Below are 15,969 nucleotides of genomic sequence, written 5' to 3'. Positions count from 1 at the left end.
CCGTCAGTTAGACGGGGATAGCCTGCGGACTGGTGAGTGCCGACACTGCCAGAATGAAACAGGAAGTAAGGTTCAAAGTCCAGCTTTGTATAAAGCTGGGTAGCTTTGGGTAAGTCTTATGTAACGGTTCTATAACAACAAAGAATACGGGTTATTTGGGCTTGTTGCCGAAGCACTCATCGAAGGAACAAGGCATGAAAGCCTTGGCTCAAGGTAAAAAGAAGGAAGTTCGGCAACGAGCAATGTACGGGATGTAACGGATGTAATGGATGTAATACCATTTTTTTAAAGATGTGATAGAGATAAAGCCTGTAAAATCCAGGACGATCCGGTGAGAAATCCAAGGACGCGATCGGTGAAAGATGCTAAAATTTCCTGAACTTTTGTGCGAAGTTCATCAAGATTACTAAACACCGACTTTCCCTAAGAAATTTTTGAGATATTCCCACACTCTCTCTGTGGGATTTACTTCGGGACAAGCCGGAGGTTGAAACAGTAAAATAATATTGTCTGGTAAGTCAGATGAGTCTAAATTATGAGCCGGTGCGTTATCGACTTGAATGATGTGTAATTCATCGGGATATTGTATTGACAAAAGTTGCAAATATGCTTCAAAACAAACTTTATCTAAATGTGAAAACTCCCAAAAAAAAACTTTTGCCAGTAGAAATCGATACAGCCCCGTATAGCCAAAAACACTCAAATTTCCCTTGGTGCTTACCGGGCGGGCTTTACGCCGAAAAGAGTTAGCTTTCGCCTCGGAATTGTATGCAACCCTAATCGAGTTTCATCCCTGCACCAAAAGTGGACTTTTTTATATTTGTTTACTTGAGGTGAAGCTCTCTCCAGCAAAGCTTTTATTTGGTAGTGCAAGCTATTTTTGAAGTCATTAATTGCCGTAGCTTTTTGAGAGATACTTCGAGGTCTCGGAATTTTTAATTTACTTTTAAATTCACCTTTCGTTAAAGAATATACAGCCGAATAACTACGGGCTATTCCTTTGACTAACCTGAGCTATAACCGAACTTCTTGGTAACTGCAAAATTCTTCGGGATCTCTCAATTCTTGTTGCAATAAAGCGGCTACTTCAACTGAGAACTTTTTGGGCGACCAAAAACCTGCCGATTTTTTAATAAATTTTCCAGACCGCCTTGTTTGTATTGAAAGAGCCAGCGATGAATTGTTGCCTCACCTTTACCTAAAACTGCTGCTACTTCTCGCACAGTTGATACTTGTTTTGATTGGAATAAATAAAGCATTTGTACTTTATTGTAGGCAAGGATTCTTGTTTGTTTCTTAAGAATCATTTGCAAATATTCTACAGATTCGGTAATTTTTATGTTAGGGCGACCAGACATTTTTATTGGCTCCTTTACTTCTTACATAAGTCTATCACATCTTTAGAAAAATGGTATAAGTCCGATGTCCGTCGGAAGTTCGGCAACCGATTATGTAACGGATGTAATGGATGTAAGTCCGATGTCCGTCGCAAGAAGCAAGAAGGCTATAACGGCGAAGCCGATCGGGTGAAAAGAAGGAAGAAGGAAGAAGTCCGAGGGAAGAAAGAGAATTTTTCCTGCTACTCTCCCCCACTCCTACTCCCGTGACAGGTGTAGGTTTTGCCTTGCGAAACCCTACAAACAAGCGACAGTGCAAGGGTTTTATGCTTTGGGATTCCTAAAATTTCAAACTCTTATGGGATAAGGCTTTTACCAAAAAACCTACATCTGTCAGCTCCTCCTCTGTGTCCCTCTGTCCCTCTAGATTCTCCCCCTCTCCCTCCGCACCGGCTTCTCTGGCGAGCAATTTCCCAGGAAGGTTGGGGCTTGTCCTCAGTGTTGCAAAATCCCGACAGAGATTTAAGCGCTGGACTGAAGCCTGTGAAAATGCCGCGAGTCTGGCAGTTTAAGCTTGTGGACTGGTGGTGGCATACTTTTCTAGGATATATTCATAAAAACCCCAAATTGTCAAGTAAATGTTTGCTATACAGGCGGGAATCCTCAAACCATAACCGTTTCGGGTTGGTGTTAAAATGAAAAACCAGCACTAATTGTAATAATTCTGGTAGAATATTCATATCTTGGATCCAAGAATAACAATCTGGGTCTAGGTAAAAAACTTTTCATGTGACAAGTGGGGCGGGACGTGTTCCTCACTATAAAACGCAGTAGAGGGAAACAATTGGAGTACCTTGAATGAAGTTCTAGATATCCTTAACCGGACTCTGAAGCCCACACCATAACCTTCGGGTTGGTGTGGGAGCGTCACTGAATTATTGACGGCATTCCTAATCTCCATGCTGCGAATTATTACTCAGTGGGTTGAGGCGCAAGCTGAACTGCGACGAATCTGCGATCGCACCCATGACGAACTTATTGTTCATAAAGAAGCCACCGTGCGGGAGGTGCTGCAAGCTGTAAGGCGTAGAGGCGATTTGGCCCTGCTGCACTACACTGCTGAATTCGATCGCATGACTCTAAATGTGGAAGATTTGCGGGTGAGCGGCGCCGAATTGGATGCTGCTTACCAACAGGTGTCGAAAGAATTATTAAATGCGATCCGGTTGGCTTGCAAACAGGTAGAGGCGTTTCACCGACAGCGCGTACCCAAGTCTTGGGTGCAGTTTGGTGATGACGAGATTGTTTTGGGCAAGCGCTACACACCGGTCGATCGCGCGGGAATTTACATTCCTGGCGGTCAAGCGTCCTATCCTAGCTCGGTAATCATGAATGCGGTACCTGCAAAGGTCGCCAAGGTTCCGAGAGTGGTGATGTGTACTCCCCCCGGACAGGAGAAGAAAATGAATCCTGCGGTGCTTGTAGCAGCTCAGGAAGCGGGAGTTGATGAGATTTATCGAGTGGGCGGGGCACAGGCGATCGCAGCTTTGGCCTACGGTACGGAAAGTATTTCCAAGGTGGATTTAATCACCGGGCCGGGAAATATTTACGTGACGCTAGCGAAAAAACTGGTTTACGGAACTGTGGGAATCGATTCTCTGGCGGGGCCGTCGGAGGTACTGATTATTGCTGATAGTTCGGCGAATCCTGTACACGTAGCTGCGGATATGTTGGCGCAAGCCGAACACGATTCGATGGCGTCGGCGATTTTGCTGACGGCGGATTCGGTGCTGGCGAGAAAGGTGGTGGCTGAGGTAGAGAGACAGTTGACAAATCACCCGCGCCGGACTTTGACGGAAAAGGCGATCGTTAATTACGGTTTAGTGGTAGTGGTTGATTCTCTCAAAGCGGCGGCGGAACTGTCTAACGAGTTTGCGCCGGAACACTTGGAATTGCAAGTGGCAGAGCCCTGGGATTTGCTCGACCAAATTCGGCACGCTGGGGCGATTTTCTTGGGTTTATCTACACCGGAAGCTGTGGGTGATTATTTGGCGGGCCCCAATCATACTTTGCCGACTTCTGGGGCGGCGCGCTATGCTTCGCCGTTGGGGGTGGAAACTTTTATGAAGCATTCGAGTTTGATTGAATATTCGCCGACGGCACTGAAGAAGGTTAGTAAGGCGATTGATGTGTTGGCCAAAGCTGAGGGTTTACCTTCTCATGCTGATTCGGTGCGGTTGCGGACTGAGAATGAGGGAAAGAGTGAATTTTAGATGGTAGAGTTGAGGTTGGCGATCGGGATTTACGCAATTCGGGCTTAAGAAACCCGGTTTCTTCCAATATCTTGCTTAAATGACGCAATTATGTTAAGAAACCGGGTTTCTGTGTTGATGATGATGTGGCCCGGTAGCGCGAAGTTGTGGAAAGTAGCCGATAATTAACGCGAAGTTTAAAGTCTAATATCTGAGATTTATAAGGTGCATTATATTGAATACTATTTTGGTGGCGATCGACAGTTCGGAGTTTGCAGTACAGGTTTTGCAAGCTGTGGAGCTATTTAAGCTAAAACCGACGACTAAGGTGATTTTAGTTCATGTGGTGACTTCTGGTATTTCGGATTTTGATGCGGCGGTCGATCGACCTCACGCTCAGGGAAATGAGATTGCTTACCGAGAAGTGGAGAAGTTACTGCAATCTTATCAGCAAAAGTTGCCTTGTCAGAGCGAGTTAGAGATTGTTTCGGGGGAACCGGCCGAGGAGATTTTGCGTTTGGCGAATATTTATAAAGCGGATTTAATTGCGATCGGCTGTCGGGGTTTGACTGGTGTCAAGCGAATTTTGGCAGGTTCGGTGAGTGCTGAGGTTGTGGCTGAGGCTCCTTGTTCGGTGCTGGTGGTTCGGGCTAGCTAGCGGCGGTAAATCAAAGAGTCGATCGCGTTTACCTCAACCAACATACTTATTTCACTAATAGATTGCGAGATGAATTTTCGGAAAATATATCTAGTTAGTTAGAGATAAATGTTTTGAAGTTGCCTAATTGGCGATCGTTGATTGAAACAGAAGTCGGTTATACCAATTTCATAAAATGCCGCTACAAATACGAGCTCTGCCGAACGAAGTTCGATGTCTGAAATAGATTTACTAACTGTAGCAATATTTTATGAAATTGGTATAAAAAATTGGGAATTTTGCCTAGTTTAGTAGAAAGTCTATTTCCTACTTCCCCTTTCCCTTACCCTTCCCCAAAAACTCCCGCAGCCGCAACAAACTAGCGGTTTGTCCCAAATTCAGCGGCAGCAGCGACACTCCCTCCAACCGAGACTGCACCCAACCGTCACCCCAATACCACTCGTGAAACCCGTCAATTCCCTCACTCAACAACAGCCGCAGACAGTTTGACTCAGCAATGTCCACATAGTGCTGCACCGCTACCGGGCCAATCCAACTCGTGAAAGTCAATTCGCGATCGATCATTTCCGGTAAACCCTTAGAAAACTGCTGAGGCCACAGCCACTGCTGCAACTGCACAGGACGCAGCAAACTGTCCCGAATCGCGGTTTCCGAAGCTTCAACCTCAATCCGCAGTTGACTTTGTTGAAAATTACCTAGCATAGCAATTTGAAATTTTATATAGGAGCTTTACTTAACTTCAATGTAACGTAATTGCACGAACTTCGATCGACAATGGCGATCGCACCCTCTGAAAATTCCCTACATTATAGTAAAAAAAAATTACCTATTTGGAGAGCGGTTGGCGAATAAAACGAGAAACAACTGCCACAATCCGCGCCGCCACAATCGAGCCCAGAACAATCCGCGCCGCCACAATCGAGCCCAGAAAAACATTCCGAGATTCCACAATCTAGCCATTCAAGATACTCTAGCCCTTCAATACAGTTTTCACACTCAGAGCTTCTGCCAGGAGTTTCCCCCTGAGATTTTGGTCGATCGGATTTTGGTTCATCGTTACCCTCGAAATTGGAGGCTTCACTGCCAGATTCACTGCTAAACCGGGCTTTCAAGATTTGATTTGCCCGCTTGCAAGCCGCAAACCGACGGCGTGACGCTTTTATCGCCCCAAAGCAGCCCAATTTGGCGATCGCGCCCTTGATATACGGAGAGCAAGACTCCCCCCCGTACAGCACTCGGTGAGCACAAGAAAAGCCTTTTCTCGGTGATATGTGTTTCTGGTATCCGCTAATAGAAGCTACAGCTAATTGTCCGAGGGCTGCATCAAAGATAGGCGTTTGCATTGGTTTCCCATACGTTAGATATTCCCTTCCTGCTAAAAACTACAACCAACAGCTCAACAATTCCCCGCGCCCCATCCCTCGCGCGATGCCTATTTTCGTATCCAATTGTTAAGCTCTGTTTCATTTCATTTAAATCTCCCGTCCTTACCCCACAGCCAAGAAACTCCGTGATACCATCACATCTGACTGAGTAAATACTTATAGAAAAAAACTGGAGAGAAAGCTTTGACACTACGGGTTGCAGTTGTGGGCTCAGGCCCTGCGGGTTCTTCCGCCGCCGAAACATTGGTAAAAGCAGGAATCGAAACTTATTTATTCGAGCGCAAATTAGATAACGCAAAACCCTGCGGTGGGGCGATTCCCCTGTGCATGGTCAGCGAATTTGACTTGCCACAAAGTATTATTGACCGTCAAGTCAGAAAAATGAAAATGATTTCCCCCTCCAACGTAGAGGTGGACATCAATATCGAAAATGCCGACGAATACATCGGTATGTGCCGCCGGGAAGTGCTCGACGGCTTCATGCGCGATCGCGCTGCTTCCTTGGGTGCCAAACTAATTAACGGCACAGTCCACACCTTAGAGATTCCTGGGAACAACACCGACCCCTACATTCTCCACTACGCCGACCACTCCAACGGCACCGCTGTGGGAACTCAGAAAACCCTGAAAGTGGATTTGGTAATCGGGGCTGACGGCGCTAACTCCCGCGTAGCCAAGGCGATTGATGCAGGCGACTATAATTATGCGATCGCCTTCCAAGAGCGCATCCGCCTCCCAGAAGATAAAATGGCTTACTACGAAGGCTTAGCCGAAATGTACGTCGGCGACGACGTTTCCACCGACTTCTACGCTTGGGTGTTCCCCAAATACGACCACGTAGCCGTCGGTACCGGCACGATGAAAGTCAATCAAGCCAGCATCAAAAAACTGCAAGCCGGCATCCGCGCCCGCGCTGCCAAAAAACTCCTCGGCGGTGAAATCATTAAAGTGGAAGCCCACCCCATCCCGGAACATCCGCGTCCCCGCCGGGTTGTCGGCCGAGTTGCTCTCGTCGGCGACGCTGCAGGTTACGTTACCAAGTCTTCGGGCGAAGGTATTTACTTTGCTGCGAAGTCTGGCCGGATGTGCGCCGAAACGATTGTGGAGATTTCTCAGCAGGGCACGCGGATTCCTACCGAACAGGAAATCAAGCTTTATCTGAAGCGTTGGGATAAGGCCTACGGAATTACTTACAAAGTGCTTGACATTTTGCAGCGCGTGTTCTACCGTTCCGATGCTACTCGCGAAGCTTTTGTGGAAATGTGTGCCGATCGCGACGTGCAGAAACTCACATTCGATAGCTACTTGTATAAGACAGTAGTACCGGCCAATCCTTTCATCCAAATGAAGATCACCGCCAAAACCATTGGTAGCTTGTTGCGTGGCAATGCTTTAGCGCCTTAACTGTTAAAGCACTTTGTATAAAAAAAGCGGGCAGTCACAAAACTGCTCGCTTTTTTTATGGTTCAGATAACGAACCGCGAAGGCGCTAAGGGCGCGAAGGAAGGGGAAGAAGAAGAATTTTTAGTTCAAGTTCAACTGCACTAAGGTATCGGGGGCGAGGAAGTGGGAAATGTGATAAGCTCGCTCTTCTGTTTTTAGCAGGATTTTTTCGTAGAGGTAGCGCGTAGCTCGATCGCCCAAACTTTCTGCTTGTCCTGCTTGACGGCGCAGCAAACCTATGATAGCTTGTTCGGCAGTCAAATCATGTTCCAGCATTTGGCGGCACGAATACACGCCGTCGGCTTCCGGCTCGAAACAGCACAACTCAGCTAATTTGCTAAAACTAGCCGCTGGTATGCCGCCCAACCCGTTCAACCGTTCGCCCAACTCGTGGACGCTATCTTGAGCATCTCCGTAGCTTTCTTCAAAGAATTTGTGCAAGGAGTAGAATTCTGCCCCTTCCACCACAAAATGATGTTTTTGATATTGCAGGTATAAAGCCTGGAAACTGGCCAGCAGCGCGTTCATCCCTTCACAAATCGGTGCTGTGACGGAATGTTCCAGTAGAACTGGATTTTCAGCTATGTGGCCAAACGGTCTCAATGCACTCTGAGTCTCAGCCATGTGTGTTCTCCTCTCAATAGGCAGTTTTGTTGCCAATAGATTCAGTGTAGCACCCTAAATTTACCAGTCAAGCAGAGTCTGCCTCGATAGTGGAAGACTTTGTATAGTAAAAAAAAAATTTCAAAATCTATTGAGAATAATTTGCAGTTGCGCTATCCTGTAAAAAGATGCTCGTTCTGAATGCTTCCTGAAAAGGGGGTCGATCGAGAGCAAAAATTAATGCAAATCATTATTGTTGCAAAAAAAATGAACCCAGCAGATCCAGAATTAGAAGTTTGTGACATCGTGCAAGTCAGTTGGCTAGACAGATGGCAAGTTTACCAACGCTTGCAAGAACTAGAAATTCCCTGCTGGTGCGGAGTTGACCAGCCTTTGCGGGCAAAAATTAGCACCGCCAAACAAGCTGCTCAACTCGCAAGCGTTTTGAGGCAATTGAGCGCTCCACGGCGCGAACTGGTGAAGTTGCTGGAGTGCTGCTGGCAAATCGGGTAAAGCTCAAAGGAAGAAGAAAGACGTCTGAGGGAAGAAGTAAAAACAATAATGATGCGATTTAACGCATAAATACATTCACTAACGACGCTTTTTGTCAAGTTCGATAATTTTCACTGAACAGTCAATCAAGGAGTTATAACAATGTATAAATCTGGCAAGCAAGTTTCCGAGTTCAACTTAGAGGGAGAAATCCTCAGCCTAGTTATTGAAGATGGCTGCAAACTTAAATATTTGCGGATTAGTACCGCTCGCAAAGTAGAATACCTCGTGAAACTTCGCAAGGAATTGCGGTCATTTTTAGCGCCTGTTTTGACACCTGGATTGAGAGTGAAAGTTGTAGGCGAGCAAGAACTTAATTTAAAAAACGGTAAAATAAAACTGAAAGCTCGCAGTCTGACGCTGGCTGGGGGAAACAAAGATAGATTGCCAGACCAGCAGGACTTTACGAGTGTGCCTGGTGAGATTGTGACATCAGACGATCGCGCGATCCTTTTCAAGGGCTTCGCCAACGGCAAAACCGAAGTCAGCCCTCCAGAAGCAGATCGAACTGTAAAAGCTCGGGCAAAAACTCAAACCAAAATATTAGTATGTCAAAAATCTGACTGCCAAAAACGCGGTGCCGCAACAGTCTGTAAAGCTTTAGAAAATGCTTTGAATTCGCGGGGTTTAGGAGAAGAAGTGACAGTTCAGGGTACGGGATGTCTCAAACAGTGCAAAGCTGGCCCAAATATAGTTGTGATGCCAGATAAAACTCGCTACAGTCGCATTGCACCAGCAGAGGTTGCAGCAATTATTGACAAACATTTTGCAGTTGCTAAAGCTTAGCCGATCGGGCACAACGGGAGAGGGAGACTGGGAGAATTTGGCTGCTGACTGACGATCGATTATTAATAATTGATGACTGGGGGCTTTTTTTTGGATAATCTATAAGGATAGACTGTTTCAAAGACCCTGTGACTATTGGGATAAAAAGCTATGTCAGAAGCTGATCTTCGAGCTAATCAGCATCAACCGTACCCTGCTGTTCAATCGGATGCCGAACCATTGCAGTCAAATTTGGCCGCTGCTGGGGGTTTTGATCCGATCGCCCCCCCTGCGACAAATACTCCTGCGGTTCCCCAACAGCCAGAAGAAGACTGGCAAACATTAGATTTTCCCAACGCGCTCAGCGTAGATGCCATTCCCACAACAGCAGAAACAAAAAATTTGCAATCTCTGACACAGCCTCCCGAAGCGGGAACACCGCCGATTTCAGAGAACCTCAAAAATCTGCTCGGTAATGCCGAACAGCGTCAGGCCAAAGGATCGACCCCAGTAACCCTGATGCAAGCGCTGCACGAATGCAACCGCGACCTTTTGCAGCGCATCGCCCAGCTAGAAACAGCGCTCGAAGAGTCCCAAAAAAACTGGCAGCATCGCGAAGCCTTGCTAGAAAAGCAGACTGCTGAACTCGAAAACACTCAAGAACAATTGACGCGGCTGTTTGGGAAAGTGGAAGTTTCCCATCAAACCCTCCAGAGTCAAGAAATTTTAGTGGAGAGTTTAAGAAATAAGTTAGCAAGCAGCCAAACCAGGCTAGCGATTGTGGAGCGAGAATGTGCGTCTACGGTGCAGCGCTACAACGAACAGTTTCATCAGCTAGTAGCCACAGAAAATGTTTGCCGAGAATTACGATCGCGCTTGCACCGCCAGCAGCGCCACACTTTGCAATTCAAAGCAGCCTTGGAAAGAAGTTTGGAGATGCCGCAGAAGCCGCCGACTTACGAGCCGCCTGACAGTGGGGACGATTTGGCGCACAAGCAATTAGAATCGTTGCTGGCGACGGTCAAAAACTCTCAAGTTCCGCTGCCGCCAGCCTTTAACGCTTCTCCTGTCAAACCTTGGTCAGAGCCCGAAGAGCATCCAGATGCAGTGGCTGTTGAAGAGGCGATCGACACTGAACCCACGGCCAATCAGGAACTCAACAAGTTAGCCCAAGTATCCGGCCTTCAATTGCAGGAGAGCGAAACCTACCGGACTCAGGAGACTGTAACTGAGTCGGAGGTGGCGGTGGAGGAACCGGAATTACCGATAACTGAGTCTGAACCAGAAATTGCTGCTGTCAAATCGGGCAGCGAAGAATTGGCCAGGGCGGTTCAAATTTTGAATTCTGTGGAAACCTTTGGTATTCAAGAAGGGCGATCGAGTGAAGCCACGCCTACAGCAATCGCGCAACCAGACTGGCTGACTTTGATTGCTAGTCCGCTGCGGGCTGCTAAAAAACGTCGATCGCTAGCTGAAATTGAATTGCCGAGTTTTCGATAGTTAATTGACTGCGGTAATATCAATTCCGGTTGCACTCTTCATGATGTTAACTGTTAACTGTTGACTGTTGACTGTTGACTGTTAACTGTTACTTGTTAACTGTTGACTGTTAGCTGTTAATTTACTATTCCGATGCTGACGGATTTGATATAATTGGTAATTGCACAGATTTACCAATTACCCACAATACAGCAAATACGGTTTCAGCTTGGGATAATATTACGGGCGATCTATTACCACAACAAAACAGTTTGTAGTGCGAAAGACCGTCCGTTTTCGCGAGTTCGTAGTGCGGAATTCCTCACTACAAACTTTAACTCGAAACTATTTTTTTCCCTTTTCCCATCCCGTAGGTGAGAGCATAGCTGGTAGACAACAGCCGCAGCCAAACAGCCGGATAGCGCGGCTCCAACCAAGGCTGTATTTTGCGGGCGAAACTGGGGAGCCATCCGAATAGGAAACTCGCCAAAGCCAGGAGAGTAAAAGTCAAGTAACTCCGCAGCCAGCGCCCAATATCCCCCAAGGTGACAAAATCTAAAATCCACAATAGGAGAGAAGGATTTTTTCTGGCTGCTTTAATTGCTAATTGATTAAAAGTTAGCCAGTCGGCTCTGTCTTTAATAAAAGTTTCCGCGACGGTGAGTTCTTGTTCTGCCAAAAGACCAAAAAAGGTATTGAGCATTGAATTAATTCTTTGGGGTGGCAAAGTGCGCCCCGTCGGCACCATCATCCCTTTAGAAAATAGCCAAGTTACTGATATATTGCTCTGGTAGGCACGAATTTGGTTTAAGTGTTTGGCACTTAATAAATTGTGCTTTAAAGCTGTATCCAATAAATCTGTTAATCGAAAAAGATTGCGGATGAGAGAGCCGAAACCGGTGAATACTAAGGGAGATTGCAAAGATGCTGCATCGCCGATCGCAATTAGGCGATCGACAGCCACGGCGCGATCGCTGCTGGTGGTGCTAAAATGGCCTGGAATATAACCAAAAGTAGTTTTTTTCCAGATTAATTTATTGACATCGCAGCGGCGGTACTCCGGCAAAATTGCGAAAAAATCCTCGTACAGTTCCAGCAAAGAACCGGGATTCTCGGCATTTACTTGGTGATAGTGAAAGAGATAAACTGTGAGTTCTCCTCCAGCGCCGGGAAATAACTCCCAAATCAGTTGACGGCCGCGGGAAATATCGCCGTGACTCCAGAGAACGTCGCCGTAATCGGAATCCCAAACTCCCGGCTCCATTCCTCCGTCAATGACTCCTCCCACCGTCGGACAAACGCTGTCAAAAGCGCGTCCTTCGTTCAATTGCCAAGCGATGGGAGAAGCTGAACCCATTGCATCGACGAGCAAACGTCCGCTGACAGTGCGATCGGTTTTTGTTGGCAAGTGGCAGCCCTGAACTATAACTTTTTCCGCTTCAATATCGGCTCTGATAAACTCAGTTTCGTCCCAGATTTCCCCGCCCGCTTCTGTGAGTTTAGCTCCCGCCAAATACACCAGTTTGTCGCTGTCCAAAGCTATATTCAGCACCTTCGGCGTGTGCAGAATTGCCGCTTTAGCAACGGGCGGATTGTTAGCATCAAAAAACTTGCAGTAGCCATCTTTGTATTCTCGCGCAATCAAAGTTTCGATTTCGGCTGCAGTAAATAAACCTAAATCAACTAAGCTTTGCATTTCGTCCCGCGAAATATTCCACTCGCGATTCATCTTCCCAAAAGGCATTCGTTCCAGCAGCAGCACTCGGTAGCCCAATCTCGCCATGACTGCGGCGTGAATTACTCCTAATGCTCCGCCGATATAAATTAAATCGTAAACAGTATCCCCAGCTTCCGACACCGAAACAGTGCCTTCTCCCTTCTCCCCTCTTCCTTCTTCCTTCTTCCTTCTTCCTTCTTCCTTCTTCCCTCTTCCTTCTTCCTTCAAAAACACGACTTGTTTTGGCTTTTGAGGATTGCGAGTGTTTTCGCGCCAGCGTTGCTCCCACCAGTAAACGCGCTGCAGGTCGTATTCGCCTTTGGGCATTTTTTGGAAGTATTTGACGGTGAGAGGGTAATAGGGGGCAAGAGCGTCAAAAATTGACTGTTTGGAGAGGTCTACGGTGGGGGGTTCTGGGTAGCGATCGGGAAACTTGTTTCTGACAGCCAGATTTAGAGTTTCCAGGAACTGTTTTTCTCCAGGCGGCGCGTCTTCTAGACGAAAGACTTTTAAATAAGTTGTGCGCTGTACTGACCAGACAAAGGTGGAAAGTTCTGTTCGCCAATTGTGGTTTTCTGAATTGGTATCAGGGAGGGTCGGTTTTGGATTAGCATTTTGAGTTCCAGATTTTACCAACTCCGCTGCTGTTGTGTTGGAAAGCAGGCGAAAACCGTCAGGAGTAATAATTTTTTCTCCGATTTCGGGGTCGAATTCGTGCTGCAGCCAGGTACAGACTGCTGCTGTATCGGGTGTGGGGACTTCTAGATAAAGAATTTCTTGCATGATTGGGAGTTCAATTCTGAATAAATTAATAAAGATGGGGGAGTTGACAAGGGAGCAAAGTAGGCTATACTCCCGAATACTTATTTAGTTTTAAATAAGTTTACAATGTTTTAAGATTTTTAGTTTCTCGATCGCCCTAGCTCTTAGTTGACCCGCAGCGGGTCAGTATCTACTTTTTTTGATATGCACTCTTATGAATTATCCCATTCCTACGAATCCTCAAGAAATGATTGCTTTGCGACAGCAGCCGCTGAATGAAGAATTGGTGGCGTCGGCGATCGCGGGTGTGATTCAAATAGCTCGATCGCGTTCTCAGTCTTTAGACGAGTTAAAGGCTGAGCTGCTCGCCGACGACAACCTGCTCGATTTGGCTCAAAGGCTCTGGTTGAGCGAAATTGTAGCTCAAGCTTGGGAAAATTTGCCCTAGACTAAGTTGTTGTGCATTTAAATTATGTGTTGAGGGCGGTCTTTCGGGCCCGCGTCACAAGAGTGAAAGTTTATTTGACAAGCGAATTTCTGCATGTGGTCCCCGCCACGCGATCGATCCGTGGAATCAATCGGGAGCATCTGGAATCTCAAATCCTCAAGCCCCGGAATTTATCCGTGGGGTCAATCCAAAATCTAAAATCTAAAATCTAAAATCGAATGACCGTCCAATTTAAATGCGGATTAGCTGATAAGCGGTTCTCACTAACATGAGGTACGCTCGAAGAGCGGTAATTGGTAATTTGTAATTGGTAAGCTGTCGCACATTCAAAAGTCAACAGTCAACAAACTAACGCAATTCAACTTCTCGCTTAACTTCTGTTAAAACTCGATCGCCCCGCGTCAACCGATATTCTGCCCGCCACACTCCCGGAATTAGAGGAGAATTTGTACTATTTTTTTTGCCGGCATAACGCAACCAAGTGCGGCTGGGGGCTGGAATTTCCTTGCTGTCATTGATGATGGTTTCACCGTTGGGTGCAAATAATTTGTATTGTTCGCGATCGCCCTTGAGGACTCCGTAAGCCTGCACCCAAAATATTAAAGCAGGGCTATTTATGGGGAGTTTAGTCTCAGAAAATTGTCCGGCCCAGACAGCGTTATCGTCAGGTGCTTTGTTGGCAAAACCGGCGCGAATTAAACCTGTAGAAACATAGTCGATGGGCTTGTCCCAAATTGGATTGCGGGCGGTGTTGCAGCCTAATTTGGCATCGGCACCGACAAACGGATCTACAGCTTTGCCTTGATAGCGAAAAGTGACGTGTACGTGGGGGAAAGAAGCCATCCCAGAGTTTCCCACCATGCCCAAAACGGTGCCTTTTTGTACCTGCATTCCCGGCTTCACAACCACGCTGTTTTGGCGGAGGTGGCAGTATTGGGCTTCCCAGCCTGCGCCGTGATCGATTACTATGCCGTTGCCGCATTCTGTACCTGAGACGTTGGCTTTGTCTGTCGGGTTTTGCAAGCGCCGATCGACTACACCATCTCGCACTCGCAAAACTTTGCCCGCTGCGGAGGCGATAACTGGAACTCCTTTTGCCATTGCTTTGGCGTCGGGAATGGCGAAGTCTGTGCCGTCGTGCCCGTCGTAGGTTTGTCGCCCGCAGCCAAAATCGACTGCTGCCGGGCTCGGATCGCGATCGAAGTACAGCAATACAAAACAGTCTTTTCCTAGGGTACAGTCGATCGGCTTACCGAATTGCCCGCTGGGCTTTTGGGCGACGGTTGAAGAAACGAGGCGCTGGGCGATCGTGTTGGCTTGGGCGATCGGTGCATTGACTGAGGTGTTATTAGCACAGGCAGCCGCACTTGTCAACCCCACGGTCAACAAAATTGCAGAAAAGTGTTTTTTTGATATGATAGTCATTCGTCGGTGGGAGATAAAATTTGAGGAATGAAGTCAAAAATCAATCAATCATTCAAAATATAGTTGGCTCAATCATCTAGACGATCGATCTGGCGTTTGAGTTTCCCATATTTATTGTAAACTATCGCGTCTTTTATTTATACTGGCCTGTTTTTTGAGACTTTTGTATAGCGGAATTTCGGCCCGCTATACAGGTTAAATTGCCAAAGCAAAACAGCTTAGTTTTCTCGGTTTTTACTGCTTAATTAGTTAAAAAAATGCTCTCTAAAATTCGATCGGTCATTTCGATAATTCGGCTTTGCGGCCTTGCGGTTGCTGCTTTGGCGATGTGGGCATTTGCCACCATTGCCGAAGAGGTTTTGGAAAAGGAAACCTACGCTTTCGATACATCTATCTTACTATATCTTAGGAGCTTGCACACTCCGCTGCGCGATCGCCTCATGCTCGGCTTGACATTTTTGGGAGAACCCAACATGCTGCTCATACTGAGCGTAAGTTTGGGTATTGTGCTGTGGGTGAGGAAACATCGCTCCGAAGCCACAACTATTGCAGTTACGGGCGTTGGAGGCCTGGGTTTAAATCTACTCTTGAAAAAACTGTTTGCGCGCGATCGACCTCTACTTTGGGAGCGCACGGTTGATGTTAAATTTTACAGTTTTCCTAGCGGACACGCGATGATTTCAATGATTATTTACGGTTTGCTAGGATATTTATTGGGTTCGCGCTTTCCCAAGCAGCGCTGGTTGATTTACAGCTTGACTGTGGTATTAATTGCTGCTATTGGTTTGAGCCGGCTTTATCTCGGAGTTCACTGGCCAACCGATGTGATTGCCGGTTATATTGCTGGTTTTGTCTGGCTGCTTGCTTGTATTTTTAGTTTGGAAGTATGGAAGCAGTTTCATGATTCTCGTCCTGTTGCTGAAGAGAAGTTTTTGTCGCCTGAAAATCCTCAATAATAGTTTTAGTTGTTGACGGTTGACGGTTGACGGTTGACTGTTGACGGTTGACTGTTGACTACTAAGAGGGCGGGCACGCACCATCCACCGCCCCTACTAATAAATAACAACTAACATCTAACAATTAATACCTAACAACTATAGCAATTCTAAATGAGTCGTAAATCTTTTTACCCCACCCCAACCC

General features: G+C 46.7%; 13 protein-coding genes and 1 pseudogene. 8 read left to right on the top strand and 6 right to left on the bottom strand.

All coding sequences use genetic code 11. From position 1 onward, the window contains the following. Positions 1–285 precede the first annotated feature (285 nt). A pseudogene (locus tag IQ263_RS25050) lies at positions 286–1,358 on the bottom strand (IS630 family transposase). 938 nt (positions 1,359–2,296) lie between these two features. Between IQ263_RS25050 and hisD the strand changes: the two are divergent. Then, complete coding sequence (hisD, locus tag IQ263_RS25045; RefSeq protein WP_194070825.1) at positions 2,297–3,610, top strand: histidinol dehydrogenase; 1,314 nt, start codon at positions 2,297–2,299, stop codon at positions 3,608–3,610. Positions 3,611–3,824: 214 nt separating this feature from the next. Beyond that, a complete protein-coding gene (locus tag IQ263_RS25040) occupies positions 3,825–4,247 on the top strand; it encodes a universal stress protein (protein WP_228050341.1) in 423 nt (140 codons plus the stop codon). A gap of 306 nt (positions 4,248–4,553) precedes the next feature. Here IQ263_RS25040 and IQ263_RS25035 read toward each other — a convergent pair whose 3' ends face one another. Further along, positions 4,554–4,949, bottom strand: a complete 396-nt coding sequence (locus IQ263_RS25035; protein WP_194070823.1) for a hypothetical protein — start codon at positions 4,947–4,949, stop codon at positions 4,554–4,556. Positions 4,950–5,053: 104 nt separating this feature from the next. Beyond that, positions 5,054–5,590: a membrane protein insertion efficiency factor YidD gene (gene yidD / locus IQ263_RS25030; RefSeq protein WP_194070822.1), complete on the bottom strand. Its 537-nt coding sequence runs from the start codon at positions 5,588–5,590 to the stop codon at positions 5,054–5,056. Between the two features lie 225 nt (positions 5,591–5,815). Here yidD and chlP point away from each other — a divergent pair, with 225 nt between their 5' ends. After that, on the top strand, positions 5,816–7,036 hold the full coding sequence (gene chlP / locus IQ263_RS25025) for a geranylgeranyl reductase (protein WP_194070821.1): 1,221 nt from the start codon (positions 5,816–5,818) through the stop codon (positions 7,034–7,036). A 120-nt stretch (positions 7,037–7,156) separates the two neighbouring features. Here the strand turns inward: chlP and dpsA are convergent, their stop codons facing one another. Then, positions 7,157–7,699 (bottom strand): DNA starvation/stress protection protein DpsA, encoded by a 543-nt coding sequence (gene dpsA / locus IQ263_RS25020; RefSeq protein WP_194070820.1) that lies wholly within the window; start codon positions 7,697–7,699, stop codon positions 7,157–7,159. A gap of 246 nt (positions 7,700–7,945) precedes the next feature. Here dpsA and IQ263_RS25015 point away from each other — a divergent pair, with 246 nt between their 5' ends. The 3 genes from IQ263_RS25015 to IQ263_RS25005 all read left to right on the top strand — a co-directional run bounded on the left by IQ263_RS25015 (position 7,946) and on the right by IQ263_RS25005 (position 10,495). Further along, positions 7,946–8,191, top strand: coding sequence for an Asr1405/Asl0597 family protein (locus tag IQ263_RS25015; protein WP_194012293.1), 246 nt, complete (start codon positions 7,946–7,948; stop codon positions 8,189–8,191). A gap of 141 nt (positions 8,192–8,332) precedes the next feature. Then, complete coding sequence (locus tag IQ263_RS25010) at positions 8,333–9,016, top strand: (2Fe-2S) ferredoxin domain-containing protein (protein WP_194070819.1); 684 nt, start codon at positions 8,333–8,335, stop codon at positions 9,014–9,016. A 150-nt stretch (positions 9,017–9,166) separates the two neighbouring features. Then, the gene (locus IQ263_RS25005; RefSeq protein ID WP_194070818.1) at positions 9,167–10,495 is read left to right on the top strand and encodes a hypothetical protein; all 1,329 of its coding nucleotides are present in this window, start codon (positions 9,167–9,169) and stop codon (positions 10,493–10,495) included. Positions 10,496–10,808: 313 nt separating this feature from the next. Here the strand turns inward: IQ263_RS25005 and IQ263_RS25000 are convergent, their stop codons facing one another. Continuing rightward, positions 10,809–12,974 carry an NAD(P)/FAD-dependent oxidoreductase gene (locus IQ263_RS25000; RefSeq protein ID WP_194070817.1) on the bottom strand — a complete coding sequence of 722 codons (2,166 nt, stop codon included), beginning with the start codon at positions 12,972–12,974 and terminating at the stop codon, positions 10,809–10,811. Between the two features lie 193 nt (positions 12,975–13,167). Between IQ263_RS25000 and IQ263_RS24995 the strand changes: the two genes are divergently transcribed. Continuing rightward, positions 13,168–13,401 carry a hypothetical protein gene (locus IQ263_RS24995; protein WP_194070816.1) on the top strand — a complete coding sequence of 78 codons (234 nt, stop codon included), beginning with the start codon at positions 13,168–13,170 and terminating at the stop codon, positions 13,399–13,401. A gap of 348 nt (positions 13,402–13,749) precedes the next feature. Here IQ263_RS24995 and IQ263_RS24990 read toward each other — a convergent pair whose 3' ends face one another. Further along, entirely contained in the window at positions 13,750–14,826 is a 1,077-nt protein-coding gene (locus IQ263_RS24990; RefSeq protein WP_194070815.1) for a M23 family metallopeptidase, read from the bottom strand. Positions 14,827–15,083: 257 nt separating this feature from the next. On the opposite strand from IQ263_RS24990, the gene IQ263_RS24985 reads away from it, so the two are divergent. Next, positions 15,084–15,782: a phosphatase PAP2 family protein gene (locus tag IQ263_RS24985; RefSeq protein ID WP_194070814.1), complete on the top strand. Its 699-nt coding sequence runs from the start codon at positions 15,084–15,086 to the stop codon at positions 15,780–15,782. Positions 15,783–15,969: the final 187 nt, after the last annotated feature.

The sequence above is a fragment of the Tychonema sp. LEGE 06208 genome, assembly GCF_015207505.1.
Classification (GTDB): Bacteria; Cyanobacteriota; Cyanobacteriia; order Cyanobacteriales; family Microcoleaceae; genus Microcoleus.
Note: the sequence above shows the minus strand (reverse complement) of the source record. Positions and strands in the feature narration are given on the sequence as shown.

Bases quoted from the DNA above. Each gene is read 5' to 3' on its own strand.
- IQ263_RS25010 (WP_194070819.1), top strand. From the start codon at position 8,333: ATGTATAAATCTGGCAAGCAAGTTTCCGAGTTCAACTTAGAGGGAGAA.
- IQ263_RS25015 (WP_194012293.1), top strand. From the start codon at position 7,946: ATGAACCCAGCAGATCCAGAATTAGAAGTTTGTGACATCGTGCAAGTC.
- IQ263_RS24990 (WP_194070815.1), bottom strand. From the start codon at position 14,826: ATGACTATCATATCAAAAAAACACTTTTCTGCAATTTTGTTGACCGTG.
- IQ263_RS25035 (WP_194070823.1), bottom strand. From the start codon at position 4,949: ATGCTAGGTAATTTTCAACAAAGTCAACTGCGGATTGAGGTTGAAGCT.
- yidD (WP_194070822.1), bottom strand. From the start codon at position 5,590: ATGCAAACGCCTATCTTTGATGCAGCCCTCGGACAATTAGCTGTAGCT.
- IQ263_RS24995 (WP_194070816.1), top strand. From the start codon at position 13,168: ATGAATTATCCCATTCCTACGAATCCTCAAGAAATGATTGCTTTGCGA.
- IQ263_RS25000 (WP_194070817.1), bottom strand. From the start codon at position 12,974: ATGCAAGAAATTCTTTATCTAGAAGTCCCCACACCCGATACAGCAGCA.
- hisD (WP_194070825.1), top strand. From the start codon at position 2,297: ATGCTGCGAATTATTACTCAGTGGGTTGAGGCGCAAGCTGAACTGCGA.
- IQ263_RS24985 (WP_194070814.1), top strand. From the start codon at position 15,084: ATGCTCTCTAAAATTCGATCGGTCATTTCGATAATTCGGCTTTGCGGC.
- IQ263_RS25005 (WP_194070818.1), top strand. From the start codon at position 9,167: ATGTCAGAAGCTGATCTTCGAGCTAATCAGCATCAACCGTACCCTGCT.
- dpsA (WP_194070820.1), bottom strand. From the start codon at position 7,699: ATGGCTGAGACTCAGAGTGCATTGAGACCGTTTGGCCACATAGCTGAA.